Below are 26,662 nucleotides of genomic sequence, written 5' to 3'. Positions count from 1 at the left end.
CCTGCGCGAATGCGTGAATGTGTGAATGCATTAATGCGTGAATCCGACACGGAAACGGCGCACGCCCTCGTGGGCGACGGCCGCGGAACGAAGGAGCGGGAGAAGCGAGGGAGCCGAAGCAGTCGGAGGCTGCCGCAACCGCTTGTCCTGGCCGATGGGACGGCGTCGGCCAGGGGCGCCGTCGGCGGCCGGCCGAGCCCGCATCGGACACCGGCGCGCAAATACCCTCAAAACACTCCGAATACCATGCTATGAGAGCCGCCGCTCACCCGCACCTCAAGGACCCGCGCCGGCGCCGCGTCACCGGTGCGACTCGACACCCGTCTCGACACCCGTCCCCACCTCGACGCGTAACGCACCCGTTCGTGCGTGCGCCGCGCCCTCGGCTCGGAGGCGGCCTCGCCCCGGTCCGCCTGTCCCCGTACGACCCGGACAACTCCGCCTGATTCCGGTCCCTGTTGAACCTGAAACAGCTCGCGTCCTCGTCACTCGATCACCCGAGACGGGGCGGGTCGTCGACGCGCACGCCCCACCCTGTCGGCCTAGTGTGGGGAGAGGGGTGACTCTTCGTCCGGGCCGACATGGAGGACCACCGTGATGAGCAAGGTCGCCACCAACACCTTCCAGACGTATCGAGCGGTCGCCAGTTTCGAGCGGGCCAGAGAAGTAGCCCGCACGACGTCACCGTTCACCATCGAGATCCGCTTCCTCGGCGGGCTGACGGGCAATCAGCAGGACGCCTTCGCCGCGGCGGCCGACCGCTGGGCGAAGGTCATCGTCGGGGACCTGGACACCGCGCTCGTCAACGGCGACGTCATCGACGATCTGCTCATCGAGGCCGAAGGGGTCACCATCGACGGCCCCGGCCGCGTACTGGGGATGGCCGGCCCCACCGACTTCCGTGACGAGGCCGCGCAGTTCGGGGCGCTTCTGCCGGCGAAGGGCGTGATGAGGTTCGACTCCGGCGATCTCACCAAGATGGAAGCGGACGGCACGCTCGTCGACGTGATCACCCATGAGATGGGACACGTCCTGGGCATCGGCACCCTGTGGACGGCGTTCGGCCTCCTCAAGGGTGCCGGAACCCAGAACCCCACCTTCGTCGGCCCCGGGGCGATGGCCGAGTTCGCCGCACTGCTCGGGGAGGAGGACCCGGTCCCGGTACCGGTCGCCAACTTCGGCGGGCCCGGCACTCGGGACAGCCACTGGCGTGAGGCGGTCTTCGTCAACGAACTCATGTCGCCGTTCATCTCCGGAGCCGGCAACCCGCTGAGCCGGATGACGGCGGCGAGCCTCGGCGACCTCGGCTACCAGGTCGACCTCGACGGCGCCGAACCCTACACACTGCCGAATCTGCTCCAGATCGCCAGGGAGGGCGCCCTCGTGCCGCACACGGCGCCACTCGGTGACGGCATGATGCTTCCGGTGGTGCCGACGCGGCTTCCCGCCGCGACACCGTAGGCGGTCCCGCCCCTGAGGAGGCCGTCCGGGTGCGGACCGAACGCGCGGTCAGCGCAGGACGGCCTCCCAGGTGTCCACGGCGTAGTGCAGGACCATGCCGTGGCGCGCGTACAGCCCGGGCGCGCCGGTTGCGTTGGAGGTGTCCACGCCCAGCCCGACGGTGTCCCGGCCCCGGGCGGCGAAGGCCGCGAAGGCATGCCGCAGCAGCATTCCGGCCAGCCCGCCTCCCCGGGCCGCGCGCAGCACGCCGATACTGCGGATCCACCCCATCGCCTCGCGGTCGTCGCGGGCCATCAGGAACCCGGCGTCCCCGGACTCGTCCGTGCCGGCGATCCACACGAGCGACCAGTCGAGCCCCGCCGCGTCCACGTCGTGCAGCCACTGCCCGTAGCCGCGCGGCTGGAAGTCGAAGTGCTCCGCGAAAGCCGACTGGTAGAGCGCGTGGACACGGACCCGGTCCGCCTCGGTGACGCAGGACCGCAGCCGGACCCCCGCGGGCAGCGCCGGCGGCTGGTCCCCGGCCCGGTCCAGGGGGCGGCGCAGCACGTGATACCGCCGTACGACCGACCAGCCGCGGGCCCGGAGCAGTCCGGTGTCGAGCGTGGGCGCCGCGTTGAGATGCAGATGCACCACGGCCCGCCCGGCGCCGTTCTCCCGAGCCTTCCCCAGCGCCCGGCTCTCCATCGCCGCCAGGACGAGCCGGCCGGCCTCCTGGTCGTCGGGCAGGACGTAGTGGTCGATGTCGACGCGTTCGCCGCCCGACTCGTCCCACAGCAGCCCGTAGCCGACCAGCCGCTCCCCGTCGAAGGCGAGCCAGGAGTCACGCTCCAGATCCGTCTGCGGATGCTTCAGATCGGCCTCGACGGTGTGCAGGTCCGTCTCGGGCCGGCCGATCTCGATGGAGTCGATCTCGTTGAGGAGAGCGGTGACGGCAGGGGCGTCGGAGAGCGCGGCGGGACGCAGGACGTAGGCCATGGCGCCAGGGTCCGGGGGAGGGGAGTCGGCCGCAACGCAATTTCATGTTGCGCAAGGTGCGGCCATGAGCCCTGTATGCGCCCCCGTGTGCCTGGGCAGAATCCGTTCTGCCATTGATCATGCGGGCGGGTGAACACGGGGACACACGATGACACCGTGTCGCTCGCCACGAACTTCCAGGGAAGGCAGGTCGGTTGTCGTGCAGTTGCGTCTTCCCTCCTCCATATCCGAAGCCCAGCGGTGTCTGGCCGAGGGAGCGGTGCCGGTAGGAGGTGCCACGCTCGTGTGGGCCGGCTGGCAGCGGGACGGCTTCCCCGAGCAGGCCGTGTCGCTGCGCAACGTGCCGGAGGCAGGCACCGTCGGCCCCGAGGAACTCGGTGGTGCCGTGCTGCTGAACCGGGTCGACGCGACCGTGCCCGAGGCGCTGCACCGGGCGGCTTCCGGCGTGGGCACCGGCGCGGTGCGCCGGGCCGCCACGGTCGGCGGCAACATCGTCGGCAGCACCCTGCGCTGTCTGCTCCCGGCGGCCCTCGTCCTGGACGCCCGGGCCACCGTCCTGGAACCCGGCAGCGTCTACGAGACCGATCTGACCGAGCTGCTGGCGAAGCGTCACGTACTCCTCGCCCTGCGCTGGCGCACACCCCTGGTCAGCGGCTACCGCAAGCTGGAGGGCGAGGCGGGCGGCCCGCCACCCCTCGTCGTGGCCGCAGCGGTGCACGGCGACGGCGGCAGCCCCCGTGAACTCCGGGTGGCGGTACGCGACGGCTACGAGGTGTTCAGCGAGAGCACGCCGTACGACCCGGACCCCGAACAGGTCCTGCACGCCCTGGCGGGCACCGACCTGGGGGCACTTCCCGCCGTCGCCCGGGACGCGGTCCGCGCCCGGGTCACCGACGTACTGGCCCGCGTCGCGCGAGGCTGAGGCCGGACCGGAAGACGCGCCGCCTCGGCCGCTGCCCACCGCGTCGGCGCCGGTCGTTGAGGGCGGGCCGCCGAGGCGGACTGCCACGTCGATGCGCCGCCCGCCGGTCGCCCTCCGTGCAGCCGATGAACCGTGAGGCGGCCAAGCGCCGTCGACAGGACTGCCGCGGGCACCGAGCCGGGACGCGTGCTGATACGGGCGCCGTCACATCCGGCTCGGTGCCGGTGGTTCGACCCAGCCGTGTCGGGTTGCGTGGGCGCCGAGTTGCATGCGGGTGCGCACTCCGGCCATGTCCATGAGTAGGCGCAGGCGGCGGTGGAGCGTGCGGGGCGACAGGCCCAGCTGGGTCGCGGTCGTCTGGTCGGTCAGGCCGGCCAGCAGGAGCGCGAGGATCTTTCGGTCGAGGTCGGTCGGGCCTTCCGCGCCGAGTTCCACCGTGGTTTCGGCTTCTCCGCCGGGGCCCGACAGTTCGAGGGGGTGAGCGGTGCGCCATACCGTCTCGAACAGCGCGTCCAGCGCGTCCAGCAGGCCGCTGCGGTGCAGCAGCACAGCGCCGGGCTCCCCGGCCGGTGTGACCGCGAGCGGGACCAGGCCCAGGTCGGCGTCGGCCAGCACGAGCTTCATGGGCAGTTGGTCGGCGACGCGCAGCTGCACGCCGTTGCGCAGTGAGTCGACCGCGTCGGCGACGATTCCCGGCTCCGCCAGCACGTCCCGGTCCAGTACCGCCCGGAAGTGCACGCCGCGGCGGATGGCCACGGGTTCGGCGGTGTTCTCGTCGGGCGGTACGGCGAGGAACGGTGCCGTGATGAAGCTGCGGACCTGCGTGCGGGCCGCCTGCTGCACCTGGAGGAAGCGATGGCGGATGGCGTCGACGCCCGTGACGACCTCGATCAGATCGTCGATGCTGCTCCCGGTCATCGCCGCCCGGTGTTCCTCGGCGAAGGTCACCAGCGCCTGCTCGGCCTGGCGCAGTCCGTCCCGGCGCTGGCTGATGAGCGCGCCGAGCGCCATGGCCGGCGGCGCGGTGGTGAACCGCTCGTCCGCCGACCGGATCACCAGTCCCCACTCGACCAGCCGGGACAGGGCCTTGTCGACGTGGGCCCGCGGTACGACGAACAGATCCGCCAGCGCGGCCGCGGTGGAGTTCGGCCTTCCGAGCAGCGCCCGGTAGACGCGCTCGTCGTCGGGTTCGAGGCCCAGAACGTCCAGCATCGGTGATCGACCCTCTCCCGCTTGCCGCAGCGGGGAGAGTATCCGCCATGGCGGCGGACCCTGAACAGTCCCTGCGGGGAGGGGGTGCAGCGGGTGCGAGGGGAAGGGCCCCGAGGAGTCGCCTCCCCGGGGCCCTTCCGTGTGGCTCATCGCCGGTTCATCCTCCTCGTCGGTTCATCGCAGGCCGTACGCCCGGATGATGTCGTTGCTCACGCTGAAGCCGCGGTCCGTCCTGGCGCTCGCGCGGACCGAGAGGAAGCCGCCGGGCTTCTTCGCCGTCCTGAACGAGCTCTCCCAGTAGCCGCCGGCGCCCTTGCTCAGGGGCACCTTCTGCCAGGTGGCGCCGTCGTCGTACGAGACGTCCAGCTTCACCGTGGTGACCTTGCCCGGCACGGTGCCGAGGTCCATCGACACCGGCTTGAGCGCGATCCGCTGGGTCGCGTCGGCCTTGACGTCGCCGTGCAGGTCCGACTCCAGCCTGTAGTCCAGGTTCAGCACCGAGAACGGCACGAAGTCGTCCGAGTCGACGGTGCCGGACAGGAACGTCCACTCGGTGTGGGTGCGCGTCGACAGCCGGAAGACGTCACCGGGCCGCTCCACGTCGAGGACGGCGCGGTAGGGCAGGTTGCCCGCCGGTACCTCCTGCCACTGCATGTCCCCGCTGACCGGGTTGTCGTGGATCAGTGTGTCGCCCTGGAAGATCTGCAGGTGGGACGGTGTCTCGCCCCACGGCAGGTAGCCGCCCAGCCGCATGGTGCCGCTGGCGGACGCCCACGCCTGCACGTTCCAGGTCATGTAGTTCTGCCAGCGGGAGTTGTAGACGCCGAAGGACTCGCTCTGGCCCGGCCGCGTCGCCGGAGCGAACCAATCCAGACGGGTGCTGCTGCCCTTGGTGTACGTGTTGTCGCCCGACACCATCGTCCACGGCAGGGGGCCGTCGGTGCCCTGGGCGTGGAACTCCCGCCAGACCTGACCCGGGGTCACCCATTCGGTCCGGGTGCCCGGGTGCCGCTCGAGCTCAGGGAGGTTGAACGACGGGCTGAGGGTGAAGTCGGACCGGTAGCCTTCCGCCGACCTGCCGCCCGCGGCCGAGTAGTAGCGGGCGTCGATCCGGGCGAGGTCACGCTGGGTCGGCTTGTAGACGAGGGCCCGGTCCGGTACCTGACCGGGGTAGTCCCGGGTCAGGTCGTACACGTACGGCGTGTACTCGGTCTGCTTCGCGGTCAGCTGGAAGCGGCCGGTCCTTGCCATCGAGACAAGGTCCCGGCCCGCGTCGCGGTGCACGGTGGCGACCGGGATGCTCGATTCGCCGACGTACTCCACCAGGGCACCGACACCGTCGTTGACCACGATCAGCGCCTTCGCCCCGGCCGCCACCGCGGCCTCGGCGCGCTCCTGCGGCGAGACCTCGTCGCTGCGCTCGACGACGACGGCTCTGCCCTTGGCCCTGACCTTCTGGTAGGCGGCCGCAGAGCCGTTGCCCGCGTAGACGGCCTCCAGCCTGTCTGTGGCGGTGCCCAGGGAGCTGCCCGCCTGCACCACCGCGTCGAAGCGGAGTCGCCCGCCCAAGGCGCTCAGGCCGAGCTGCGGCTCGCCCTTGCGCCAGCGGGTGGTGAGGAGGAAATCGCCCTGCTTCATCGGTTGCGTCGGCGCGACGTACACGTCGTCGTACGTCGGCGGCAGCACGTACGCGCTGCGGTAGTCCAGGTACGGGTCCAGGCCCTTGTAGTGGACGTTGAAGTCGACCTTGCGCTGACGGTCCTCGGTGCGCTGCGGTGCCTCGGTCTCCAGCAGGCGTGCCTTGCCGGCGTCCAGCACCACGTCCACGGAGCCGTCCTCGATCACGGTCTCCGGGTCGACCAGCACGGCCAGACCCGAGCGGTCCGCCTTCTCGCCGGCCACGTCGAGGTACCCGGCGACGGTGTACAGGCCGGGTGCCATGCGCAGGGTGGTCGAGCCGTCGACGTAGACGTTCCACGGCCAGACGTCACCGGCCAGGTTGATGCCCACCCAGCCCGCGGCGGGCTTGCCGTCCCGGCCGACCAGCTTGATGTTCAGGTCGTAGCGCTCCTCCTCCTTCAGGAGTGCCACGGACGTGCGGGTCACCGGCTTGCCGGTGGCCGTGTCGGTGGCTGTCACGTAGCCGACGTGCCGGCCTGCCGGTGCGGTTCGCGGGTCAGCCGTCACCGGGACGGCGGCGGTGCCGCCCGCCGGGACGGTCACCGTGCCGGCTCCCAGCGCGAACGGGCCGCCGTCGTCGGTCAGCGCCAGGTCCAGCGTGACATCGGCGGGACCGGTGTTGGTGAAGGTCAGGTCCTTCGTGACGGCGACGTCGCTCGGCTCGTGCGGCCAGGTGTGGTTGCCGAAGAAGAGCGATCCGGTGCCGCGGACCGTGGTGCGCACGGCGGCGGCCACGTCGAGGCGGCCGGTGCCGACCTCGTACGGCGAGTACCCGCCGTCCAGGCCCTTCGCGGTGCTCATCAGGTGTTCCTTGAGCTGTGCGCCGGTCCAGTCCGGATGCTGCTGGGCCAGGATCGCCGCCGCGCCGACCACGTGCGGGGTGGCCATGGAGGTGCCGCTGATGGTGCGGTACAGGCCCTCGCCGCCGTCGGTCATGTCCTGCGAACGGGCCGCGGTGATGTCCACGCCGGGCGCCGCGATGTCCGGCTTCATGCCGCCCGAGTAGGCCAGCGGGCCGGTGCTGGAGAAGGACGCCAGCCGGTCCTGCTTGTCCGTGGCCGCCACGGTCAGCGCGGAGGCGGCCGCGCCCGGGGCGGAAATGCTCTCCGGGCCCGCGTTGCCGGCGGCGATGACGAACAGCGTGCCGTACCGCGCGGACAGTGCGTCGACCGTCTGCGACATCGGGTCGCTGCCGTCCGTCGGGTAGGAGTCACCGAGGCTCATATTGACGACGTCCGCACCGGACTCGGCGGCCCACTGCATGCCGGCCATGACCCAGGAGTCCTGGCCGTAGCCCTCCGCGCCGCCGAGCACCTTGCCGACGAACAGGTCGGCGCCGGGGGCGACACCCTTGTTGTCGCCGCCTGACGCGGCGCCGGAACCGACGATCGTGCCGGCCACATGCGTGCCGTGCCCGTTGACGTCGGTGACGCCCTCACCCGGCACGAAGCTGGTGGTGCCGTCGATCAGCCCGGCGAAGTCGGGGTGGTTCACGTCGATGCCGGTGTCGAGCACCGCGACCTTGACGCCCTTGCCGGTGTAGCCGGCCGCCCAGGCCTCGGGCGCGCCGATCAGCGGCACGCTCTCCTTCAGACCTGCCGTCACCCGACCGTCGAGCCACAGCTTCGACACACCGGCGCCCAGTGTCGCGCTGCCCTGCGGCGCGACGGTGGTCCAGAAGGTGCGGGCCTGCCGCTTCTCGGTGCTCAGCGCGGCACCGCGGATGCCCTCGAGCTTGCGCGTCAGCCTGCTGCCCCGGGGGGCCGTCGGCTCGGGCCCGGCGGCGGAGCGGGACTTCGGCCGGGCGTAGGACGCGATCAGCGGTACCGCGGGCGACTTCGCGTCGTCGTAGCCCATCTCGATCAGGTCAGTGACGTTGAACAGCCGGCGGTCCAGCTTGCCGGTGCCCAGCAGCGGAGCCGCCTCGTCCGGGATGACGAACAGGTCACCCTTGATCTCCTGGATCCTTACGCCTCCGACGGAGCTGTCCGGACGGTCGACGCCGGCGGTCTGCTTGCCGTCGGCCATCGTGGTGACGGTGACGATGTCGCCGGTGACCAGGGTGACCTTGTGGGTCGCCGAGGACCGTGGGGGAACGGTGGGTTCGCTCGGAGCGGCTTGTGCGGGCGCTTGCAGAACCGCGAGCCCCGACGCCAGCAGCGGCAGTGCGGTGGCCGCGCGGATGAGCCGTCGGCGTCTGCGCCGGAAGGCGGAAGAGTGAGAGGGGGAGGACATGCCATGGGTCTATCGGCCGGTTCACGCCGCCGTGAAGGCCGGACGACGGCAAGTCCTCGCCATGGCAAGGACTTGCCGACCGCAAACGGCGTACGCCCGGGCAAGGCAGCACTTTTCAGAGCAGTCGCACTCTTCCGAGCAGCGGCACTTCGTGGCCGCGCCGTGTGACGATCGGCGTCGAGCCGGCGGGCCCGCAGCACCGCTGTCGGCTGCTTGCCTTGTTCGTGTCAACTACGTGACCCGCACGATGAGGTTGCGCTGAGGAAGCTGTGCGTCCGTGTCTGCACCGTTGTCGTCCCTGCCGGGTTGGCCCAGCATGAGGCGACTCGTTCGCAGGTGGTCCGGTCGTGGCGTCACGGCTCCGCTCGACCTGCCCTGCCCAGGAAGAGAGCCCTCTTTGACTCCCCAGCGAAATCCGTCTTCCCCGCACCACTCCACCGCGCTTGGTCGCCGACGCCTCCTCGGCGGGGCTGCTGGTGCCGCCGCCGGAGCCGCACTTCTGAATGGCGTGGGCGTCAGCCCGGCCGCAGCCGCAGCCGCGTCCGGACGGACAGGCATGTCCGCCGAGCCGGTCAGAACGGAAGCCGGTCTGGTGAGCGGTGTTCCCGCTCCTCTCCACGGCGTCACGGTCTTCAAAGGCATTCCCTACGCGGCCTCCACCACAGGACGCAACCGGTGGAGGGCACCGCAGCCCGCGGCCTCCTGGAAGGGGGTCCGCAAGGCGGACACCTGGGGCGCGGCCTGCCCGCAGCCGGTCGACGGCATTCCCGCCCGCCAGGTGCCAGAACTGAGCGAGGACTGCCTCAACCTCAACATCTGGACCGCCGCCTCCTCCGGCAAGGAACGCCGCCCGGTCGTGGTCTGGATCTACGGCGGACGCAACTCGGCGATGTGGGCCTCGCAGCCGATCTACGACGGCGCAGCCCTCGCCGCGAAGGGCGCGGTGGTGGTCACCTTCAACCACCGGGTCGGCCCGTTCGGTGGACTGGCGCTGCCCGAGCTGAGCGCGGAGAGCGGGCACGGAGCTTCCGGTAACTGGGGGGCCCAGGACACGGTCGCCTGCCTTCGCTGGATACGGCACAACATCAGCGCATTCGGCGGCGACCCGGACCGGGTGACCCTGGCGGGATGGTCGCACGGCTCGTCCTTCGTCAACATCCTCATGATCTCGCGGCTTGCCCGCGGTCTGTTCCACCGTGCCGCGCTGTGGGCCGGCGTGCAGTACACCAAGGATCCCGCACTCGGTCATGTCGCCGGCGGCTACAACCCGCTGGCGCGGGCCGAGGCGGTGGGCGCCGCCTACCAGAAATACCTGGGTGTCTCCTCGCTGGCCGCGCTTCGCGCGATCAGCGCCCCAGAGCTGGTCGCGAAGACCTACGCCCCCTCGGCACCGGCGGACGCGACCGACTTCGGCAACGTCCTCGACGGGTACGTCCTGCCCACCACCTACACCGGTGCGATGACATCCGGCGCCGAGACCGACATCCCGGTCTTCACCGGCAACAACAAGGACGAGAACGGGGCCTCCCCGACCCTCACCCTGAGCGTCGACGCATATCAAGAATTCGCCGCCGAGACCTTCGGAGAGCGGGCCGCGGCCTTCCTCAAGCTGTACTCCGCGACCACCGACATCGAGGCCGCCGAGCAGTACAACGCCTACTGCCGTGACGAGGAGCGGGTCTCCACCTTCCTGTGGGGTACCCAGTTCAAGGCAGTCGCGCACAACCGCAGCCCGGTCTTCACCTACTGGTTCACCCAGGCCCCGCCCGGAACCGACACCACCAATCCGATCGTGGGCACGAACACCGCGGGCGCCTACCACGGCGCAGAGATCTCCTACATGTTCGGCAACCTGCGCACCACCGACCGCCCCTGGACCTCGGCCGACCACCAGATCGCCGACACCGCCTCCTCCTACCTGGTGAACTTCGCCGCCCACGGAGACCCCAACGGCAAGGGCCTGCCCGTCTGGCCGGCTCTCCGCACCGGCAAGCCGGTCACCCTCGCACTGGGCGCGTCCACCAAGGTGATCGACTCCGCCGACACGACAGGCAAGTTCGCTTTCCTGCGGACGTACCTGGAGTCCCGAACGACCCCCTACTGACCTCGCGGTTTCACGGGACAGTGCATCCAGCGGTCGAAGCCACGAAAGATGATCCCGACTCTGCGACGACGGGGCCCTGTGTTCAGGTGACGGACACAGGGACTCAGTCCTGGCAGCGAGATCGGCTGCAGCCGTCGGTGAATTGGCATCAACGGGCAGCCGAAGGTGTGGACAGGCAGGGCCTCCCACTCGGACCCCGCATCGTCCCCGCCGTGCTGCCCGGAGCACTGGGCGGCCCCACTGGACACGCTCGACGCACCGAGACGGCAGCTACGACGGGACGTGGCGATCCGCCTCGTCCAGATGGTCAACGGCCGGTCCCGCCGCTCCGCCGCCCTCCACCCTGGAGTCCCCTCGGTCTCGCTGCTCTCCGGCAGATCCAGGCCCGGAGGAGTACGCCTGATGGGAGACGAAGGCCGGCGGGAGTCGACCTTCGTGGGCGCGAGCCGAGCCTTCGAGTATGCCCGGGCCTGAGAGCCCTGTTGACAGGACGAGGCCGACTCGCGCCCAGCAGTTCGGCTCGCGGCCCCACGACAAGGAACCAGCGCTGGCAACGGGCCTGAACCGACGACCCGCCGACGGGTGTTGTCAGTGCCTGTTGGTAGAACTGCGGACACATCACGGACCGCGCATCGTCTTTTCTCCCGGGAGCAGCCGCATGACCGTCACCGACCACCTGCACGCGCTGTACCGGCTGCCGGCCCACACCTTCCCGGGCCCCGGCGGCAGGACGGACGACCTGCCCGACCCCGAGACGGTCGCCTGGCGCGTCACCAGCGACGTGTACGACGCCGACGAGGACTGGACGAAGGCGTTCGCGCGCTTCTGTTCCGCCGTCGACACCACCCGCGTGCGAGCCCTGATCGTCGGCGCCTGGCAGGAGGCCTACGACACGGACCCCTCCGACGTCATCGAGGCGCTGGTGGCCGCCCGGGACCGGTTCCCCGCGCTGCGGGCGGTGTTCCTCGGGGACATGGTGGGGGAGGAGTGCGAGATCTCCTGGATCAACCAGACCGACGTCACCCCGGTGCTCGCCGCGTACCCCGCGCTGGAGGAGTTCGGCGTGCGCGGCGGGTCCGGGCTGCGTTTCCCCGCCGTGAGCCACCGCGCGCTGCGCGGGCTCGTGATCGAGACGGGCGGGCTGCCCGCGGAGGTCGTGCGCGGGATCGGCGGCAGCGACCTGCCCGCGCTGGTCCACCTCGACCTGTGGCTCGGCACCCCCGAGTACGGCGGCGACAGCGAGGTCGCCGACCTGGAGCCGATCCTGTCCGGCGCCCGGCTGCCGGGCCTGCGTCACCTCGCCCTGCGCAACAGCGAGATCCAGGACGCCGTGGCCGCGGCCGTCGCGTCCGCGCCCGTGGTCGCCCGGCTGGAGGTGCTGGACCTCTCCATGGGCGTGCTGACCGACGAGGGCGCGGCCGCCCTGCTCGGCGGCCAGCCGCTCACCCACCTCAAGAAGCTCGACCTGCACCATCACTACCTGAGCGAGTCCCTCCAGGAGCGCGTCCGGCGAACCGTGGAGACCGCGGGCGTCGAGGTGGACCTCGACCGCGACGACGCCGAGGAGGACGCGGACGACGACGGCACGACGTGGCGCTACGTCGCCGTCGGGGAGTGAGCACCCCACCCATGGGTCACCGTCCCTCCTCCCCCGGCGGGTTCCGCCCGGAGCGCGCGCCCGAGCCGCGTCTGGCGGTCGTCGGCAACCCGGAGAACCGCCGGGTCGCCCTCTTCGAGGACGCGGTACGCGCGGCCGGCCTGCCGGCCCCGCGGGTCGTGCCGTGGGCGGAGGTACTGAGCGACGGCGGCGCCGACTTCGCCGCCGAGGAGATCGTCCGCCTGGACTCGCCCGGCGAGAACCCCGAGGTCGACCGGCTGCTGCGCGGAGCCGCCGATCCGACGCGGGTCGAGGGCTCGGCCCGCTGGTACACCCGTTTCACCGCCGCGGTACGCAGCCTGCGCGGCGGCGTCCGCCTCGACGATACGGACGAGATCGCGGTGCTGTTCGACAAGCGGCTCTGCCACGCCGTCCTGGACGCGGCGGGCGTTCCGGTGCCCGCGTCACCCACCTCGGGCCCGCGGGGCGCGCCGGTGCGCGGCTGGGACGACGTACGCGCGTCCATGCGTGAGCACCGGATGGCCCGGCTCTTCGTGAAGCCCGCGCACGGATCGTCCGCCTCGGGCGTCCTCGCCGTCGAGTCGGGCGGCGGCGGCCGCGTCAGGGCCACCACCTCCGTGGAACTCGCCGCCGACGGCGGCCTGTACAACTCCCTCCGGGTACGCCGTTACGAACGCGAGCAGGACATCGCGGCCATCGTCGACGCGCTCGCCCCGGACGGACTGCACCTGGAGCGCTGGCTGCCGAAGGCCTCCCAGGACGGCCGGGCCGCCGACCTCAGGGTGGTCGTCGTGGCCGGTCGCGCCACCCACGCGGTGGTGCGCACCAGCCGCTCGCCGATGACCAACCTCCATCTCGGCGGCCGCCGGGGCGACCTGGACGCCGTCCGGGAGAACGTCGAGGCGGCGGGCGCCCGCTGGACCGACCTGCTGGGTGTGTGCGAGCAGGCCGCGGCCTGCTTCCCGGGCACCCTGTGCGTCGGAGTCGACCTGCTGCCGGCCGTGGGCTGGCGCAGGGCCGCGGTCGGCGAGGTCAACGCCTTCGGCGACCTGCTGCCCCGGCTCACCGGTCTGCCCGGCAGCGGTGCGGAGGGCCTCGACACCCACGCCGCCCAAGTGGCCGCCGTCCTGGGTGACCTCGCCCGGTACAGAACAGGAACACCGCATGCCTGAGCCCGATATGAACGAGGTGGTGGGCAGCCACGACCTCCTGCTCGTCACCCTCGACACCCTCCGCCACGACGTCGCCGCCGAGCTGGCGGCCGCGGGCCGCATCCCGCACCTGGCCCGCCATCTCCCCGGCGGCCGCTGGGAGGAGCGGCACGCGCCGGGCAGCTTCACCTACGCCTCCCACCAGGCGATCTTCGCGGGCTTCCTGCCGACCCCGGCCGCCCCCGGACCGCATCCGCGTCTGTTCGCGGCGAGCTTCGCGGGCAGCGAGACCACCGCGGGCGGCACCTACGTCTACGACACCCCCGACCTCGTCTCGGGCCTCGCCGAGGACGGCTACCACACCGTCTGCATCGGGGGAGTCGGCTTCTTCAACAAGCAGGGCCCGCTGGGCTCGGTGCTGCCCGGCCTGTTCCACGAATCCCACTGGGCACCGGAGTTCGGCGTCACCTCACCCGAGTCCTTCGAGAACCAGGTCGCCCACGCCGAGCGCGTCGTACGCCGGCTCCCGCACGAGCAGCGGCTGTTCCTCTTCGTCAACGTGTCCGCCCTGCACCAGCCGAACTGGTTCCACCTGCCCGGCGCGACCCGCGAGACCGGCGACAGCCGGGAGACGCACGCCGCCGCGCTGGAGTACGTGGACCGGCACATCGGGCGCCTGTTCGCCGCCGCGAGCAGCAGGCGCCGCTGCTTCGCGATCGTCTGCTCCGACCACGGCACCGCCTACGGCGACGACGGCTACACCGGCCACCGCCTCGGCCACGAGTCCGTGTGGACCGTTCCGTACGCCCACTTCTTCCTCGACCCCGCACCCCGTCCGACGGAGGCCGGCCGATGACCACCGCCGAACCGGCCACCCGCGTCAGCCCGTACCAGCACTACGTCTACGCCTACCCGCACAAGACCGCCTACCGCGAGCTCCCCGACCGCCCGTCCCTGAAAGCCCTCTGGGCGGCCGAGCCCAAGGACGCGCTCTCCCTCTACCTGCACATACCGTTCTGTGAGGTCCGCTGCGGCTTCTGCAACCTCTTCACCCGCATCGGCGCCCCCGACGGACTGACCGGCGCCTATCTGGACGCCCTCGAACGGCAGGCGATCGCCGTACGGGAGGCACTGGGGGAGACGGAAGAGGTCCGCTTCGCCACGGCCGCCTTCGGCGGCGGCACCCCCACCTTCCTCACCGCCGCCGAGCTGGACCGGCTCTGTGACATCGCCGAGCACCGCATGGGCGCCGACCTCCGCGCGGTCCCGCTCTCGGTCGAGGCCTCGCCCGCCACGGCCACCGCCGACCGCCTCGCCGTCCTGGCCGGCCGGGGCGCCACCCGACTGAGCCTGGGCGTCCAGAGCTTCGTCGACGCCGAGGCCAGGGCCGCCGTCCGACCGCAGCGCCGCGCCGAGGTCGAGGCGGCCCTGGCCCGCGTCCGCGACACCACCGTCCCGGTCCTCAACATCGACCTGATCTACGGCATCGACGGCCAGACCGAGCAGACCTGGCGGCACTCCCTGGACGCGGCCCTCGCCTGGCGGCCCGAGGAGCTCTACCTCTACCCGCTCTACGTCCGTCCCCTGACCGGCCTCGACCGCCGTGGCCCCGGACCGGGAGCGGCGCCGGGCCCCGACCCGGCCTGGGACGAGCAGCGGCTGCGCCTGTACCGGGCGGGCCGCGACCACCTCCTCGCGCACGGCTACACCCAGCAGTCCATGCGCATGTTCCGCCGCGCCGACGCCCCGCCGCAGGGCGCGGACGACTACGCCTGCCAGACCGACGGCATGATCGGCCTCGGCTGCGGAGCGCGCTCCTACACGGCCGGCCTGCACTACTCCTTCGACTACGCCGTCGGCATGCACCAGATCCGGGGCATCATCGACGACTACGTGGCCGCCGACCCGTCCGACTTCGCCCACGCCGAGGTCGGCCACCCCATGAATTCCGGGGAGGCGCGCCGCCGCCACCTGCTCCAGTCGCTGCTCCAGGCCGAGGGCCTGCGTCTCGACGACTACCGGGCCCGCTTCGGGGGCGCGCCCGCCGACGACTTCGGCCCCGAACTCGAACGCTTCGCCGACCGCGGCTGGCTGACCGACACGGACCCGACGGCCCTCAGGCTCACCCCCGAAGGCCTCGCCCACTCCGACGCCATCGGCCCCGAGCTGTTCTCCCCGGCCGTGCGGGCCGCCATGACCGCGTACGAGCGGAAGTGATCCGGCCGCCATGGACCTGACCCTGCTCTACCGCGGCCCGCTCGCCTCCTGCGACTACGACTGCCCCTACTGCCCGTTCGCCAAGCGGCGCGACAGCACGGATCAACTGCGCGCCGACCGGGCCGCCCTCGAACGGTTCGCGCAGTGGGCGGCGGCCCGCACCGACGACCGGCTCTCGCTCCTGTTCACCCCGTGGGGCGAGGGGCTGGTCCGCTCCTGGTACCGGCGCACCCTCGCCGACCTCTCCCGCCTCCCGCACATCCGGCGGGTCGCCATCCAGACCAACCTCAGCTGCCGCACCGACTGGCTCGCCGAGGCCGACCCCGGCACCCTGGCCCTGTGGTGCACCTACCACCCCGGCCAGACGCCGTACGACCGGTTCCTCGGCAAGTGCCGCGAACTGTCGGAGCGGGGCATCCGCTTCAGCGTCGGCGTCGTCGGACTGCCCGAGCACCTCGACGCGGCCCGCCGGCTGCGCGCCGACCTGCCCGCGCACGTCTATCTGTGGATCAACGCCGCCGAGGGACACACCTACGAGGACGCCGAGGCCGACCGCTGGACCGCCCTCGACCCGCTCTTCCCGTACAGCCGCCATCCGCACACCAGCGCCGGCCTGCCCTGCCGCACCGGCGACTCGGTGATCTCGGTCGACGGCGAGGGCACCGTCCGGCGCTGCCACTTCGTCCCCGCCGAACTCGGCAACCTCTACGACGGCTCGTACCGCGCCGCCCTGCGCCCCCGCCCCTGCCCGCTCGCCGTCTGCGACTGCCACATCGGCTATGTGCACCTCGAGACGCTGCCGCTGTACGACGTCTTCGCGGGCGGGGTCCTGGAGCGGATCCCGGCGGCCGCCCCCGCGCAGCACTCCGCCCGCATCGCGACGATCGCGATGCGGGCGGAGAAGCGGGAGGTGACACGGGCGGGGACGACGGACCCGCAGGACGTGGACTGACCGGGGCTAGGGGGTCACGTCCGTGACCCGCCAGCGCTGGTTGGAACCGGAGTTGGCCTGCCAGGTCGTGACGGCCGCGCCCTCGTTCGTCGCCTGGCCGCCGACCTCGAGGAGGCGTCCGGTGGCCACGTTGACGAGGGTCCATGTCCCGTCACCGGTGGTCGACATGATCCACTCGGTCGCCGGGTCCCGCTCGCCGGTGTCGGGTTCGACCACCGGCACGTTGTCGCGGACGGCGAGGCGCTCGCCCTCCGCCGGGTTGGCGAAGACGTAGTGTTGGCGGGCGCCGGTCTTGCCGTACCGGGCGTCCAGCTGCCACTGTTGCGCGGTGCTGCCGTTGGCCGAGCCGATGACCAGGTTCGTGCCGTTGGCCGCGACGGTCACCGCCTTGCCGCTCTGCACGCCGGTCAGCGTGTAGGAGTGGCCCTTGCTGAACAGACCCGCGTTCTTCGCCACGCCGGAGACGCCCTTGACGGCGAAGGAGGTCACGGACTGGGCGGGGACGGTGTAGGTGGCCCTGCCGTCGACGACCTTGACCGGTGCCTGTTGCTTGAGCTTGCCGTCGGCGCTGGTCACCGTGGGTGTCACGGTCGCGCTGCCCTTGACGGTGCGGAACCTGGACAGGTCGATGGTGACCGTGCGGGCCTCGGTGGTGCTGTTGACGTGGACGACCGACGCGCCCTTGCCGTCCTTGGTCACGGCGGCGGCGCTGGAGGTGTCGTCCACCTTGATCAGCTTGTCGCCGGGCTTGATGAAGTGCGTGAAGTTCCTGGCGGTGTCGAACTTGGTGTTGGTGTAGATCGGGCAGGACTGGAGGGTGTCCGTGCTGGTGCAGCTGAACGGGAGCTGGATGGAGCCCCAGTTGCCGCCCTTGGCGGACTCGCCGCCCGGCTTCATGTTGTCGTAGTCCTCGACCGGCTGCCAGAACACCCAGGCGGTGGGCTCCAGTTCCCGCAGGTCGTTCACCATCTGCTGGGCGAGCCCGAGGCCCGGACGCATGTCCGTGAAGCTCTGCCCGTCGCCCCAGTCGCCCTCGACCTCGCTCATCCACAGCGGCTTGTCGGCGGCCTTGGCGAGATCACGCACGGTGGTGCGCTGCCCGGTCCCGTAGGTGTGGACGTTCATCTGGTCGACGAGGTCCTTGGAGGCCTGCGAGTAGGCGTTCCAGTTCGTCGCGAAGAGGGACGGGTTGGTCTCGTCCATCGCCGATATCCGCGCCTTCGTCTTCGCCTTCTTCAGCGCGGGCGCCAGCGCCGCGAGCACCTTCTGCTGGAGCTCGGGGCCGATGTGGGCGCCCTCCTGGCGGCCGCCGACGGGCCGGCCGCTCGCGTCAAGACGGGTGCCCCAGTACCCGGTGTTGGGCTCGTTGAACGGGTCGACGGTGTCGACCTTGATGCCTTCGGCCTTCTCCAGCCGCTTGGTCGCGCCCGCCACGTAGGCGGCGAAGTCGTCGACGGAGTCGGCCTTGAGCTGGTCGGTGTTGGCGTTGAAGCCGCCGGACACGTACCCGCTCTCGGTCATGAACCACGGAGGGGAGTTGCTGAACGTCTCCCAGTGGGTGATGTCCTTCTTGATGCGGTCCACCCACCAGCGCTGGGTGGCGTCGGCGTCCTTGTTCCAGTCCGCCGGGTCGTCCGCGCTCCACCAGTCGGTGTCCTCGCGGGTGGTGCCCTCGGGCGCCTTCCACCAGCCCTCGACGGCACCGCCGGCCCGCAGATAGTCCGTGACGTCCGGGGCGTTGCCGCCGCCGATGTTGTACCGGGCGATGTTCAGCGCGAGGCCGTCGTCGCCGAAGAGCAACGTGGCCAGCTTCTCGCGGATCGCCGGGGGATAGTCCCCGGTGGCGTTGGCGAACCAGACCAGGCTGGTGCCCCAGCCCTCGAACTTCTGCTGCTGGTACGACGGGTCCGGCGTCACGGTGACGGCGGCCTCGGCGTGCGCCTGCACGGGGACGCTGAGGAGGGCGGCCCCGGTGGCCAGCGCGGTGAGTGCGGCGGCCCCGAGGTTCCGTCTGCTGCGGGTACGGCGTGCCATCTGTGCTCCCAACTGCGGTGCGGTCGCTGTGGTGGGCCCCTCCTGCCGCGCGGACAGGAGGGGATGGCCCTCGGCGCGGCTGCGTGCCGCGCCGAGGAGTCGTGGGGGGGGCTTCGGGTGTGCGGGTGTGGGGCGTCAGTCGCAGGGCCGGCGCAGTACGGCGACCTCCCGCGGTCCGAGGACGAGAGCGCCCTCCGTGCCTCCGGTGCCGATCAGGACCTCTCCGGCCATCCCGGTCACCGGCACCGTGCCGTCGGTCCGGTTGACCAGGAACAGGAACCGTTCCCCGGCGCCGCGCCGGACGGTCAGCTCGACCGCCCCCCGGACGTCCGCCGGGAGCTCACTGGCCACGCCGGCCGGCTCGAGCAGCCGGGGCAGCAGCGAGGTGAGCCCGTCGACCCCGAGCCGGGTGGAGACGTACGAGGCGGAACCGTCGCCGGTCGGGCGCCGGGTGACGGCGGGACGTCCGGCGTGCACCCCGGTGCGGTAGTGCGCCAGCACCTCGGTGTCGCCGTCGGTGACGGTGATCCGGTCGGTCCACAGGCTGCCCGAGGTGGCGTCGTCCAGTTCCACGGACTCCCCGGCGAGCAGCGGACCGAACTCCTCGATGCGGATGCCGAGCAGGTCGCGCAGGGCGCCCGGGTATCCGCCGAGCCAGACGTGGTCGTTCTGGTCGACGATCCCGGAGAAGTACGTGGCGACGAGGTGGCCGCCCCGCTCGGCGTAGCGCGTGAGGTCCTTGGCCAGTTCGGCCGGCACCATGTGCAGCACGGGCGCGATCAGCACCTGGTGCCGGGAGAGGTCGGCGCGGGTGGTGACGAGGTCGGCGCGGACACCGAGGGCGAGCAGCGCCGAGTACCAGTCGAGCGCCTCCTGCCGGTAGTCCAGCAGGGCGGTGGGGTGGGAGTCCTGCTCACTGGCCCACCACGACTCCCAGTCGTAGAGGATGCCGACGGCCGCCGGCTCCCGCTCCGAACCGGCCACCGGGGCGAGGGCCTTCAGCGTGGCGCCGAGTTCGGCCACCGCTCGGAACAGATCGCTGTCCTCGCCGGCGTGCGGGACCATCGCCGAGTGGTACTTCTCGGCGCCGGCCGCCGACTGCCGCCACTGGAAGAAGCACACCGCGTCCGCGCCGTGCGCCACGTGCAGCAGCGAGTCACGGGCCAGGTCGCCGGGCCGCTTCGCCACGTTCACGGGCTGCCAGTTGACGGCGCTGGTGGAGTGCTCCATCAGGAACCAGGGCCGGCCGGCCGCGATACCGCTGGTGAGGTTCGCCGAGAAGGACAGCTCGTCGCGGTCCTGCGGGCCGGGATGGACGTAGTGGTCGTTGGAGACGAAGTCGATCTCGCTCGCCCAGTCCGGGTAGTTCATGCCCTTGGTGTTGCCCATCACCATGAAGTTCGTGGTGACCGGAACGTCGGGCGTGATCTCCTTGAGGATCTCCCGCTCGGCGATCAGGTGGTCCTTCAGGGCGTCCGAGGAGAACCGCTTGAAGTCCAGCTGCTGGGTCGGGTTGGGGTGCGAGGCGGCCAGCCGGGGCGGCAGGATCTGCTCCCAGTCGCTGTAGCGCTGCGACCAGAAGGCGGTGCCCCAGGCGTGGTTGAGGGCGTCGAGCGAGCCGTAGCGGGCCCGCAGCCAGACCCGGAAGGCGCGGGCCGCGTCGTCCGAGTAGTCGTAGACGTTGTGGCAGCCCAGCTCGTTGGAGACGTGCCAGGCGACGAGCGCCGGGTGGTCCCGGTAGCGGTCGGCGATCTTCCGGACCAGGCGCAGGGCGTACTCACGGAAGACGGGGGAGGTGGGCCGCCAGTGCTGGCGGGCGCCCGGCCACAGCGTCTCGCCGTTCGCCGTGACCGGCAGTATCTCCGGGTGGGCGGTGGTGAGCCAGGGCGGCGGGGAGGCGGTGGCGGTGGCCAGGTCGACGCCGATCCCGCCCGCGTGCAGCAGGTCCATGACCTCGTCGAGCCAGCCGAAGTCCCAGGTGTCCGGACCCGGCTGGATCCGGGCCCAGGAGAAGATCCCCACGGAGACGACGGTGACGCCGGCCTCCCGCATCAGCCGTACGTCCTCCTCCCACACGTCCCGGGGCCACTGCTCGGGGTTGTAGTCGGCGCCGTACGCGAGACGCGGAGCGGGGTCACCGTCCGCCCCGCGCAGCATGCGGGACTGGAGGGTGGAGATCATGGCGGTCCTTCCGAAAGTGGTGCACGGGGGCGGCGCGGCCCGGGTGCCGCGCCGCCCGGCGTTTTGTGCTTCTCGGCTGCCTGCCGAGTGCGTGTCGGCTGCTCGCCGACTGCTTGCCGGCTGCTCGCCGACTGCTTGCCGGCTGCTCGCCGACTGCCTCTCGATTACTTCTCGATGGTGAAGCCCTGCTCCTCGCCGTACTTGATCGAGGCGTCCTGCCAGGCCTTCAGGCCGTCAGCCAGCTTGGTGCCGGAGACATAGGCCTTGCCGACGGTGTCGTTGAAGATCGAGTTCGCGTACGGCTGGAACGGGAGGTACGACCAGTCGCTCGCCACGTTGGCCGCGGACTCGGCGAAGATCTTGTTCGCTTCCTGGCCGTCGAAGTAGTCGAACTTCTTGCTCTGGAACGCGGGCGACTCCAGCTCCGCCTTGGTGGCGGGGAAGGCACCCTCGCTGACGCGGGTGGCGACACCGGCGCCGGAGTTGGCGTACTCGGTGAAGGCGTAGGCGAGTTCCTTGTTCTTGGCCAGCGCCGGGACCGCCAGCGAGCTGCCGCCGTTCTCCGCGCTCGCCTTGTCGCCCTTGGTCCAGGCCGGCATCGCGGCCGCGCGCCACTGGCCCTTGGCGTTCGGGACGCCGGTGACGAAGTTGGCGGGCATCCAGGCGCCGGTGGCCAGGGTGGCGATGGTGCCGTCGCCCAGACCCTTGTACCAGTCGTCGGTCCAGCCGGTGACCGGGGCGAGCAGCTTCTCGTCGATCAGCTGCTGCCAGACCGTCTCGAACTTCTTGGCGCCGGCGTCGTCGAAGTTGATGGCGACCTTGGTGCCGTCGACCTTGTAGGGGCGCGAACCGGCCTGCCACAGCAGGGAGGTGGTCAGGCCCGCGTCACCGGTGTCGTTGGCGATGTAGGCCTTCGGGTCGGCCTTGTGGAGCTTGCGGGCCGCGTCCAGGTACTCGTCCCAGGTGGTCGGGACGGCGATCTTGTACTTGTCGAAGACCTTCTTGTTGTAGAACAGCGCCATCGGGCCCGAGTCCATCGGCAGGCCGTAGACCTTGTCGCCGTCGCTGACCGCGTTCCACGGGCCGGGCGTGTACTTCGAGGCGAGCTTGTCGGCGCCGTAGGGGGCCAGGTCGGTCAGGCCCTTGGTCAGGGAGTACTGGCCGAGCGCGAAGTACTCGACCTGGGCGACGTCCGGGACGCCCTTGCCGGCCGAGATCGCGTTGGACAGCGCGGTGTAGTGCTTGTCGCCGGAGCGCTCGCCGACCAGGTTGATCTTGACCTTCGGGTACTTCTTCTGGAAGTCGGCGGCCACGGTCTTCAGGGTGGGCTCCCAGGCCCAGACCGTGATGTCGCCGCCCTTGTCCAGGGCAGCCTGGATGTCGCCGGCGGAGACGGCCTTCGTGTCGGAGTCGTCGTCCGAGCCGCCACAGGCGGTGACGCCCAGGGCGAGGGTGGAGACGAGGGCGATGCCGCGCAGGATGCGGCTCGTTGTTCTGCGCATGGGGCTGCTTCCACTTCTTCGTGGGTGGGACAGGTGAGGGTGGGGGTGGTGCAGGTGGTGCTCAAATGTGGGGCTTGGGGGCGCGGCCCGCGTCACTCCTTGACACTTCCGGCGGCGAGGCCGGACTGCCAGTACTTCTGGAGGAACAGGAAGGCGGCGATCAGCGGGAGGATGGTGAGCAGGGAACCCGTGATCACCAGGTTGAAGATCACGTCGCCGCCGATGGTCTGTGCCTGGGAGCTCCAGGCGCTCAGCCCCAGCGTCAGCGGGTACCAGTCCGGGTCCTTCAGCATGATCAGCGGAAGGAAGTAGTTGTTCCAGGTGGCGACCGTGGTGAACAGCAGCACGGTCACGATCCCGGGGGCCAGCAGCGGCAGCGCGACCTGGAAGAAGGTCCGCACCTCGCCCGCCCCGTCCATCCGGGCCGCCTCCAGCAGCTCGGTCGGGATCGCCTCGGCGGCGAACACCCACATGAGGTAGAGGCCGAACGGCGACACGAGCGAAGGGATGATGACCGCCCACGGGGTGTCGGTCAGCCCCATCTTGCTGAACATCAGGAAGGTCGGCACGGCCAGCGCCGTGGCGGGTACGGCGACCGCGCCGATCACCACGGCGAAGATCGCACGCTTGCCGGGGAACTGGAACTTCGCCAGCGCGTAGCCGCCCAGCACGGCCAGCAGCGTCGCGCCGCCCGCCCCGAGCACCACGTACAGCAGGGTGTTCAGCAGCCAGCGGCCGAAGATTCCGTCGTGGTAGGTGAAGGTGGTCCGGATGTTGTCCCACAGGGCGAAGTCGTGGGCGAACCACAGGCCGTTGGAGTCGGCCAGGCCCGACTGGGTCTTCGTGGCGTTGATGACCAGCCAGATCAGCGGCACCACGGTGTAGAGGACCATCAGGGCCATCAGCACCGTCAGCAGCACATTGCGCTTCGGCTTGCCCGGGGTGTGCTTCTTGCGGGGGGTCCGCAGCTTCGGGGCGGTGTTCTTCACGGGGGAGGCGGTGACAGAGGTGCTCACGGGTCACGCTCCCTTGCGCATGCCGCGCAGCTGGACGGCGTAGGCGACGATCATCGTGATGACGCCCATGATGATGGCCACCGTCGCGGAGTAGTTGTGCTGCTGGCCGTTGAAGGACAGCGAGTACGTGTAGAAGTTCGGCGTGTAGTCCGTGGTGATGGCGTTCAGCGCCAGCGGACGCAGGATGCTCGGCTCGTTGAAGAGCTGGAAGCTGCCGATGATCGAGAAGATCGTCGCGATGACGAGCGCGCCCCGGATCGCGGGCAGCTTGATCGAGCTGATGATCCGCCACTGACCGGCGCCGTCGATCTCCGCCGCCTCGTACAGCGAGGTCGGGATGACCCGCAGCGCCGAGTAGAAGATCAGCATGTTGTACCCGACGAACTCCCAGGTCACGATGTTGCCGATGGAGGCCAGCACCCAGCCGGGGGAGAGCAGGTCGGGGAGGGTGACACCGAACGCCGAGTTGATGTCGCCCACCAGGCCGTACTTGGTGCCGTACATGAAGCCCCACATCAGGGTGGCGACCACGGCGGGCACGGCGTACGGCAGGAAGATCGTGATCCGGAAGAAGCTCTTGCCGTAGAGCCGGCCGCTGTCCAGTGCCAGCGCCACCAGCAGGGCGATGCCCAGCATGATCGGCACCTGGATCACCAGGAACAGCGCCACCCGGCCCACCGCCGACCAGAACGCGTCGTCCTGCAGGGCCCGCGTGTAGTTGTCCAGCCCGACGAACTGGTTGCCGCCGATCAGCTGGTCCCGGAAGAGGCTCAGGTAGATCGAGTAGATGATCGGGGCCAGGAAGACCAGGGCGAAAACGGCCACGAAGGGACCGATGAAACCCCACCCCGTCCAGGAGCGGCGGTCCCGTTTCGCCGGAGGAGGTGCCGGCCGCGGCTCGGCGGCCACCGGCGGTTGCAGCGTCGTCATGTCGTTCCTCGCTCGTCCAGTCCTGGAACCGGGGCGGCGTTGCGCGGAGATTTCCGAACGCCCCACCGCCACCATGATGTTTACGTAAACATCAGCCACGCAAGAGGCTCGGCAAGCTGTTATGTTTACGTAAACATCTGATGGCGGCATGTCTACACTGCCCCGATAACGATGGTCAAGGGTCCTCCGGGGAGACCGTGGCACCTGCGCCGACAGAGAGGTGGGCACACCGAGTGGACATGGCTGAAAGAACACCGGCCCAAGGGCAGGGGCGCGCCCGGGCCACCGCCTCCATGGCGGACGTCGCACGGCTCGCCGGGGTCTCCTCGCAGACCGTCTCGCGGGTCTCCAACGGTTACGCGGGTGTGAACGAGGAGACCCGGCAGCAGGTCCTCGAGGCCATGAAGGAACTCGGCTACCGGCCCAACAGCGCTGCCCGCGCCCTCAAGCGCGGTGAGTTCCGCACGATCGGCGTCATCACGTTCACGCTGTCCACGACCGGCAACGTGCGCACCCTGGAGGCGATCGCGACCTCGGCGGCCGCCGAGGGCTACGCGGTGACCCTGCTCCCGGTGGCCGTCCCCACCAGCGACGAGGTGCGCGGCGCGTTCTCCCGGCTGGAGGAACTGGCCGTCGACGCGGTGATCGTGATCATGGAGGTCCACCTGCTGGACGCGGCCACCGTGAAACTCCCGCCGCACGTCCAGGTCGTGGTCGTGGACTCCGACGCCGGCGACCACTACACCGTCGTGGACACCGACCAGGCCGGCGGCACCATGACCGCCGTCCAGCATCTCCTCGACCTGGGCCATCGGACCGTCTGGCATCTCGGCGGCCCCGAGGGTTCGTTCGCGGCGCAGCGCCGCGCGGACGCCTGGCGGGCCGCCCTCACCGAGGCGGGCCGCACCGCGCCGCCCCTGGTCAGGGGCGACTGGTCGGCGGAGTCCGGCTACCTGGCCGGCCTCGAGCTGGCCGCCCGCGAGGAATGCACCGCCGTCTTCGCGGCCAACGATCAGATGGCCCTGGGCCTGCTGCGCGCCCTGCACGAACGCGGGCGGCGGGTGCCCGAGGACGTCAGCGTCATCGGCTTCGACGACATCCCCGAGGCGGGCTCCTTCCTGCCCCCGCTCACCACCCTGCACCAGGACTTCGCCGAGGTCGGCAGGCTCTGCGTCCAGGCCGTGCTGCGCAAGATGCGTCCGGACGGTTCGGAACACGGAACGACGCTCGTACCGACGCGGCTGGTGCTGCGGCAGAGCACGGCGCCTCCGCCCGCCGAGCGGTGACAGACCGCGTTCGCCGCGGGTGCCGTGGGCTCGCCGGTGGCTACCTCGGGTGTTCGCCCACCGCGCGGGCCGCCGTCCGCCAGGCCGCGGTGACGGCGAGCCGGGCGGCCGCCGTGCCGCGCTCCGTCTCCGCGGGCAGCCGCAACGGGGCCCCGAGGTGGACATGGCAGTGCGGACGCCGGACGGGCGCCGTCAACGTGCCCGCCAGCTGCTTCGCGGCCGACCCCGAGGCGATCCGCCGGGCGCCCGCGTGGCCCACCGGCACCACCAGCGCGCCGGTCGCCTGTGCCAGACGGGCGAGCCCGGTGCGGAACGGCTCGGGCGCGGTGGCCGCCGCGTCCCTGCGGCGCGGCAGCCGGCCCTCGCCGTAGAGGAGTACGTGCCGGCCGCCCGCCAGTGCCTCGGCGGCCGCGTCGAGAGCCAGCGCCGCGTGCGCCGTACGGCGGTGGACCGGGATGTGACCGTCACGGCTCAGCGCCCTGCCGAGCAGCGGTATGCGCCACAGCCCCGCGGTCGCCATCACCACCGGCTCGAGCTCGAGCCGCCGCAGCGCGGCCATGACGACGGCGGGGTCGGCCATGGAGTCGTGATTGGCCACGAAGAGGGTCCCCGCGGGCAGGCGCAGCTTGATCTCACTGGTGACGGTGAGCCGCCCGAAGAACGGTGTCAGGGCGATGACGGCACGGCTGAACACGAGGGAACCTCCGGTAAGGGCGATCGGAGCCTCAGTGTCGTGCCGCGGGGGAGGGGAGCGCCTGAGTACGGATACTCAACGAGCACGTCCGAACCCCGCTGTCGCCGGAACCCGCTGTGCGCGGTCGTGGCGCGGGCCTTCGTGGACCTCGCGGTACTCGGCCCGGGGCCGGCCCGGACCGCGCCGTTCCCGCGCGGTCCGAGCGCCGAAGGCGTCCCTCTTCCGGGCCCTCGTACCTCTGGCGCCTGCATCGCAGGGGGTTCACCCGTCCGAGGCCGTGCCCACCGGCTCCACGGATCAGCCGGGGTGTTGTCGACGCTCCCCGTCGGGCGACTGCTCCTCCTGCGCCGCCCGCGCCCCCGCCTTGAGGATGCGCGCCGACTTGCCGGCCGAACGCGCCAGTTCGGGCAGCTTCCTGGCGGCGAGGACGGCGATGACGACGACGAGGAGGATGGCGAATTCGCTCAGTCCGAACATGTCGAGGCCGCCCCG

19 protein-coding genes are annotated in these 26,662 nt (G+C 71.1%); 9 read left to right on the top strand and 10 right to left on the bottom strand.

Annotation, left to right across the window (positions count from 1 at the left end; genetic code table 11):
• The first annotated feature begins 597 nt into the window (after nucleotides 1-597).
• Nucleotides 598-1,461 carry a leishmanolysin-related zinc metalloendopeptidase gene (locus tag ASD48_RS39530; RefSeq protein WP_057606732.1) on the top strand — a complete coding sequence of 288 codons (864 nt, stop codon included), beginning with the start codon at nucleotides 598-600 and terminating at the stop codon, nucleotides 1,459-1,461.
• Between the two features lie 48 nt (nucleotides 1,462-1,509).
• Here ASD48_RS39530 and ASD48_RS39525 read toward each other — a convergent pair whose 3' ends face one another.
• A complete protein-coding gene (locus ASD48_RS39525) occupies nucleotides 1,510-2,436 on the bottom strand; it encodes a GNAT family N-acetyltransferase (RefSeq protein ID WP_057606731.1) in 927 nt (308 codons plus the stop codon).
• A gap of 199 nt (nucleotides 2,437-2,635) precedes the next feature.
• Between ASD48_RS39525 and ASD48_RS39520 the strand changes: the two genes are divergently transcribed.
• Nucleotides 2,636-3,358 (top strand): FAD binding domain-containing protein, encoded by a 723-nt coding sequence (locus ASD48_RS39520; RefSeq protein ID WP_057606730.1) that lies wholly within the window; start codon nucleotides 2,636-2,638, stop codon nucleotides 3,356-3,358.
• A 204-nt stretch (nucleotides 3,359-3,562) separates the two neighbouring features.
• Here ASD48_RS39520 and ASD48_RS39515 read toward each other — a convergent pair whose 3' ends face one another.
• Nucleotides 3,563-4,570 carry a helix-turn-helix domain-containing protein gene (locus tag ASD48_RS39515; RefSeq protein WP_057606729.1) on the bottom strand — a complete coding sequence of 336 codons (1,008 nt, stop codon included), beginning with the start codon at nucleotides 4,568-4,570 and terminating at the stop codon, nucleotides 3,563-3,565.
• A 174-nt stretch (nucleotides 4,571-4,744) separates the two neighbouring features.
• Nucleotides 4,745-8,485, bottom strand: a complete 3,741-nt coding sequence (locus tag ASD48_RS39510; RefSeq protein WP_057606728.1) for a S8 family serine peptidase — start codon at nucleotides 8,483-8,485, stop codon at nucleotides 4,745-4,747.
• 556 nt (nucleotides 8,486-9,041) lie between these two features.
• On the opposite strand from ASD48_RS39510, the gene ASD48_RS39505 reads away from it, so the two are divergent.
• The 6 genes from ASD48_RS39505 (at nucleotide 9,042) to ASD48_RS39480 (ending at nucleotide 16,527) form a co-directional block, all read left to right on the top strand.
• Complete coding sequence (locus ASD48_RS39505; protein ID WP_157880781.1) at nucleotides 9,042-10,589, top strand: carboxylesterase family protein; 1,548 nt, start codon at nucleotides 9,042-9,044, stop codon at nucleotides 10,587-10,589.
• Between the two features lie 658 nt (nucleotides 10,590-11,247).
• The gene (locus ASD48_RS39500; protein ID WP_057606726.1) at nucleotides 11,248-12,207 is read left to right on the top strand and encodes an STM4015 family protein; all 960 of its coding nucleotides are present in this window, start codon (nucleotides 11,248-11,250) and stop codon (nucleotides 12,205-12,207) included.
• Nucleotides 12,208-12,218: 11 nt separating this feature from the next.
• Complete coding sequence (locus ASD48_RS39495; protein WP_057606725.1) at nucleotides 12,219-13,379, top strand: STM4014 family protein; 1,161 nt, start codon at nucleotides 12,219-12,221, stop codon at nucleotides 13,377-13,379.
• Between the two features lie 7 nt (nucleotides 13,380-13,386).
• A complete protein-coding gene (locus ASD48_RS39490) occupies nucleotides 13,387-14,214 on the top strand; it encodes an STM4013/SEN3800 family hydrolase (RefSeq protein ID WP_057606724.1) in 828 nt (275 codons plus the stop codon).
• Entirely contained in the window at nucleotides 14,211-15,575 is a 1,365-nt protein-coding gene (locus tag ASD48_RS39485; protein ID WP_057606723.1) for an STM4012 family radical SAM protein, read from the top strand. The genes ASD48_RS39490 and ASD48_RS39485 overlap by 4 nt, the downstream gene beginning before the upstream one ends.
• A gap of 10 nt (nucleotides 15,576-15,585) precedes the next feature.
• Complete coding sequence (locus ASD48_RS39480; protein WP_057606722.1) at nucleotides 15,586-16,527, top strand: STM4011 family radical SAM protein; 942 nt, start codon at nucleotides 15,586-15,588, stop codon at nucleotides 16,525-16,527.
• A 6-nt stretch (nucleotides 16,528-16,533) separates the two neighbouring features.
• Here the strand turns inward: ASD48_RS39480 and ASD48_RS39475 are convergent, their stop codons facing one another.
• The 5 genes from ASD48_RS39475 to ASD48_RS39455 all read right to left on the bottom strand — a co-directional run bounded on the left by ASD48_RS39475 (nucleotide 16,534) and on the right by ASD48_RS39455 (nucleotide 24,190).
• Nucleotides 16,534-18,561, bottom strand: coding sequence for a glycoside hydrolase (locus ASD48_RS39475; protein WP_057606721.1), 2,028 nt, complete (start codon nucleotides 18,559-18,561; stop codon nucleotides 16,534-16,536).
• 135 nt (nucleotides 18,562-18,696) lie between these two features.
• Nucleotides 18,697-20,742: a beta-galactosidase gene (locus ASD48_RS39470; protein WP_057606720.1), complete on the bottom strand. Its 2,046-nt coding sequence runs from the start codon at nucleotides 20,740-20,742 to the stop codon at nucleotides 18,697-18,699.
• 164 nt (nucleotides 20,743-20,906) lie between these two features.
• On the bottom strand, nucleotides 20,907-22,244 hold the full coding sequence (locus tag ASD48_RS39465; RefSeq protein ID WP_057606719.1) for a sugar ABC transporter substrate-binding protein: 1,338 nt from the start codon (nucleotides 22,242-22,244) through the stop codon (nucleotides 20,907-20,909).
• A gap of 92 nt (nucleotides 22,245-22,336) precedes the next feature.
• On the bottom strand, nucleotides 22,337-23,260 hold the full coding sequence (locus ASD48_RS39460) for a carbohydrate ABC transporter permease (RefSeq protein WP_057606718.1): 924 nt from the start codon (nucleotides 23,258-23,260) through the stop codon (nucleotides 22,337-22,339).
• A gap of 3 nt (nucleotides 23,261-23,263) precedes the next feature.
• The gene (locus tag ASD48_RS39455) at nucleotides 23,264-24,190 is read right to left on the bottom strand and encodes a sugar ABC transporter permease (RefSeq protein ID WP_057606717.1); all 927 of its coding nucleotides are present in this window, start codon (nucleotides 24,188-24,190) and stop codon (nucleotides 23,264-23,266) included.
• Between the two features lie 239 nt (nucleotides 24,191-24,429).
• Here ASD48_RS39455 and ASD48_RS39450 point away from each other — a divergent pair, with 239 nt between their 5' ends.
• Nucleotides 24,430-25,476, top strand: a complete 1,047-nt coding sequence (locus tag ASD48_RS39450; protein WP_057606803.1) for a LacI family DNA-binding transcriptional regulator — start codon at nucleotides 24,430-24,432, stop codon at nucleotides 25,474-25,476.
• Between the two features lie 40 nt (nucleotides 25,477-25,516).
• Here ASD48_RS39450 and ASD48_RS39445 read toward each other — a convergent pair whose 3' ends face one another.
• The gene (locus ASD48_RS39445; RefSeq protein ID WP_057606716.1) at nucleotides 25,517-26,170 is read right to left on the bottom strand and encodes a lysophospholipid acyltransferase family protein; all 654 of its coding nucleotides are present in this window, start codon (nucleotides 26,168-26,170) and stop codon (nucleotides 25,517-25,519) included.
• Between the two features lie 297 nt (nucleotides 26,171-26,467).
• Nucleotides 26,468-26,647 carry a twin-arginine translocase TatA/TatE family subunit gene (locus ASD48_RS39440; RefSeq protein WP_057606715.1) on the bottom strand — a complete coding sequence of 60 codons (180 nt, stop codon included), beginning with the start codon at nucleotides 26,645-26,647 and terminating at the stop codon, nucleotides 26,468-26,470.
• Nucleotides 26,648-26,662: the final 15 nt, after the last annotated feature.

This window comes from Streptomyces sp. Root1310 (assembly GCF_001426425.1).
Taxonomy (GTDB): Bacteria; Actinomycetota; Actinomycetes; order Streptomycetales; family Streptomycetaceae; genus Streptomyces.
Note: the sequence above shows the minus strand (reverse complement) of the source record. Positions and strands in the feature narration are given on the sequence as shown.

Excerpts from the sequence above, each read along its gene's own strand:
- ASD48_RS39530 (WP_057606732.1), top strand. The coding sequence starts at position 598 with ATGAGCAAGGTCGCCACCAACACCTTCCAGACGTATCGAGCGGTCGCC.
- ASD48_RS39525 (WP_057606731.1), bottom strand. The coding sequence starts at position 2,436 with ATGGCCTACGTCCTGCGTCCCGCCGCGCTCTCCGACGCCCCTGCCGTC.
- ASD48_RS39515 (WP_057606729.1), bottom strand. The coding sequence starts at position 4,570 with ATGCTGGACGTTCTGGGCCTCGAACCCGACGACGAGCGCGTCTACCGG.
- ASD48_RS39510 (WP_057606728.1), bottom strand. The coding sequence starts at position 8,485 with ATGTCCTCCCCCTCTCACTCTTCCGCCTTCCGGCGCAGACGCCGACGG.
- ASD48_RS39505 (WP_157880781.1), top strand. The coding sequence starts at position 9,042 with ATGTCCGCCGAGCCGGTCAGAACGGAAGCCGGTCTGGTGAGCGGTGTT.
- ASD48_RS39500 (WP_057606726.1), top strand. The coding sequence starts at position 11,248 with ATGACCGTCACCGACCACCTGCACGCGCTGTACCGGCTGCCGGCCCAC.
- ASD48_RS39495 (WP_057606725.1), top strand. The coding sequence starts at position 12,219 with ATGGGTCACCGTCCCTCCTCCCCCGGCGGGTTCCGCCCGGAGCGCGCG.
- ASD48_RS39490 (WP_057606724.1), top strand. The coding sequence starts at position 13,387 with ATGAACGAGGTGGTGGGCAGCCACGACCTCCTGCTCGTCACCCTCGAC.
- ASD48_RS39485 (WP_057606723.1), top strand. The coding sequence starts at position 14,211 with ATGACCACCGCCGAACCGGCCACCCGCGTCAGCCCGTACCAGCACTAC.
- ASD48_RS39480 (WP_057606722.1), top strand. The coding sequence starts at position 15,586 with ATGGACCTGACCCTGCTCTACCGCGGCCCGCTCGCCTCCTGCGACTAC.
- ASD48_RS39475 (WP_057606721.1), bottom strand. The coding sequence starts at position 18,561 with ATGGCACGCCGTACCCGCAGCAGACGGAACCTCGGGGCCGCCGCACTC.
- ASD48_RS39470 (WP_057606720.1), bottom strand. The coding sequence starts at position 20,742 with ATGATCTCCACCCTCCAGTCCCGCATGCTGCGCGGGGCGGACGGTGAC.
- ASD48_RS39465 (WP_057606719.1), bottom strand. The coding sequence starts at position 22,244 with ATGCGCAGAACAACGAGCCGCATCCTGCGCGGCATCGCCCTCGTCTCC.
- ASD48_RS39455 (WP_057606717.1), bottom strand. The coding sequence starts at position 24,190 with ATGACGACGCTGCAACCGCCGGTGGCCGCCGAGCCGCGGCCGGCACCT.
- ASD48_RS39450 (WP_057606803.1), top strand. The coding sequence starts at position 24,430 with ATGGCTGAAAGAACACCGGCCCAAGGGCAGGGGCGCGCCCGGGCCACC.
- ASD48_RS39440 (WP_057606715.1), bottom strand. The coding sequence starts at position 26,647 with ATGTTCGGACTGAGCGAATTCGCCATCCTCCTCGTCGTCGTCATCGCC.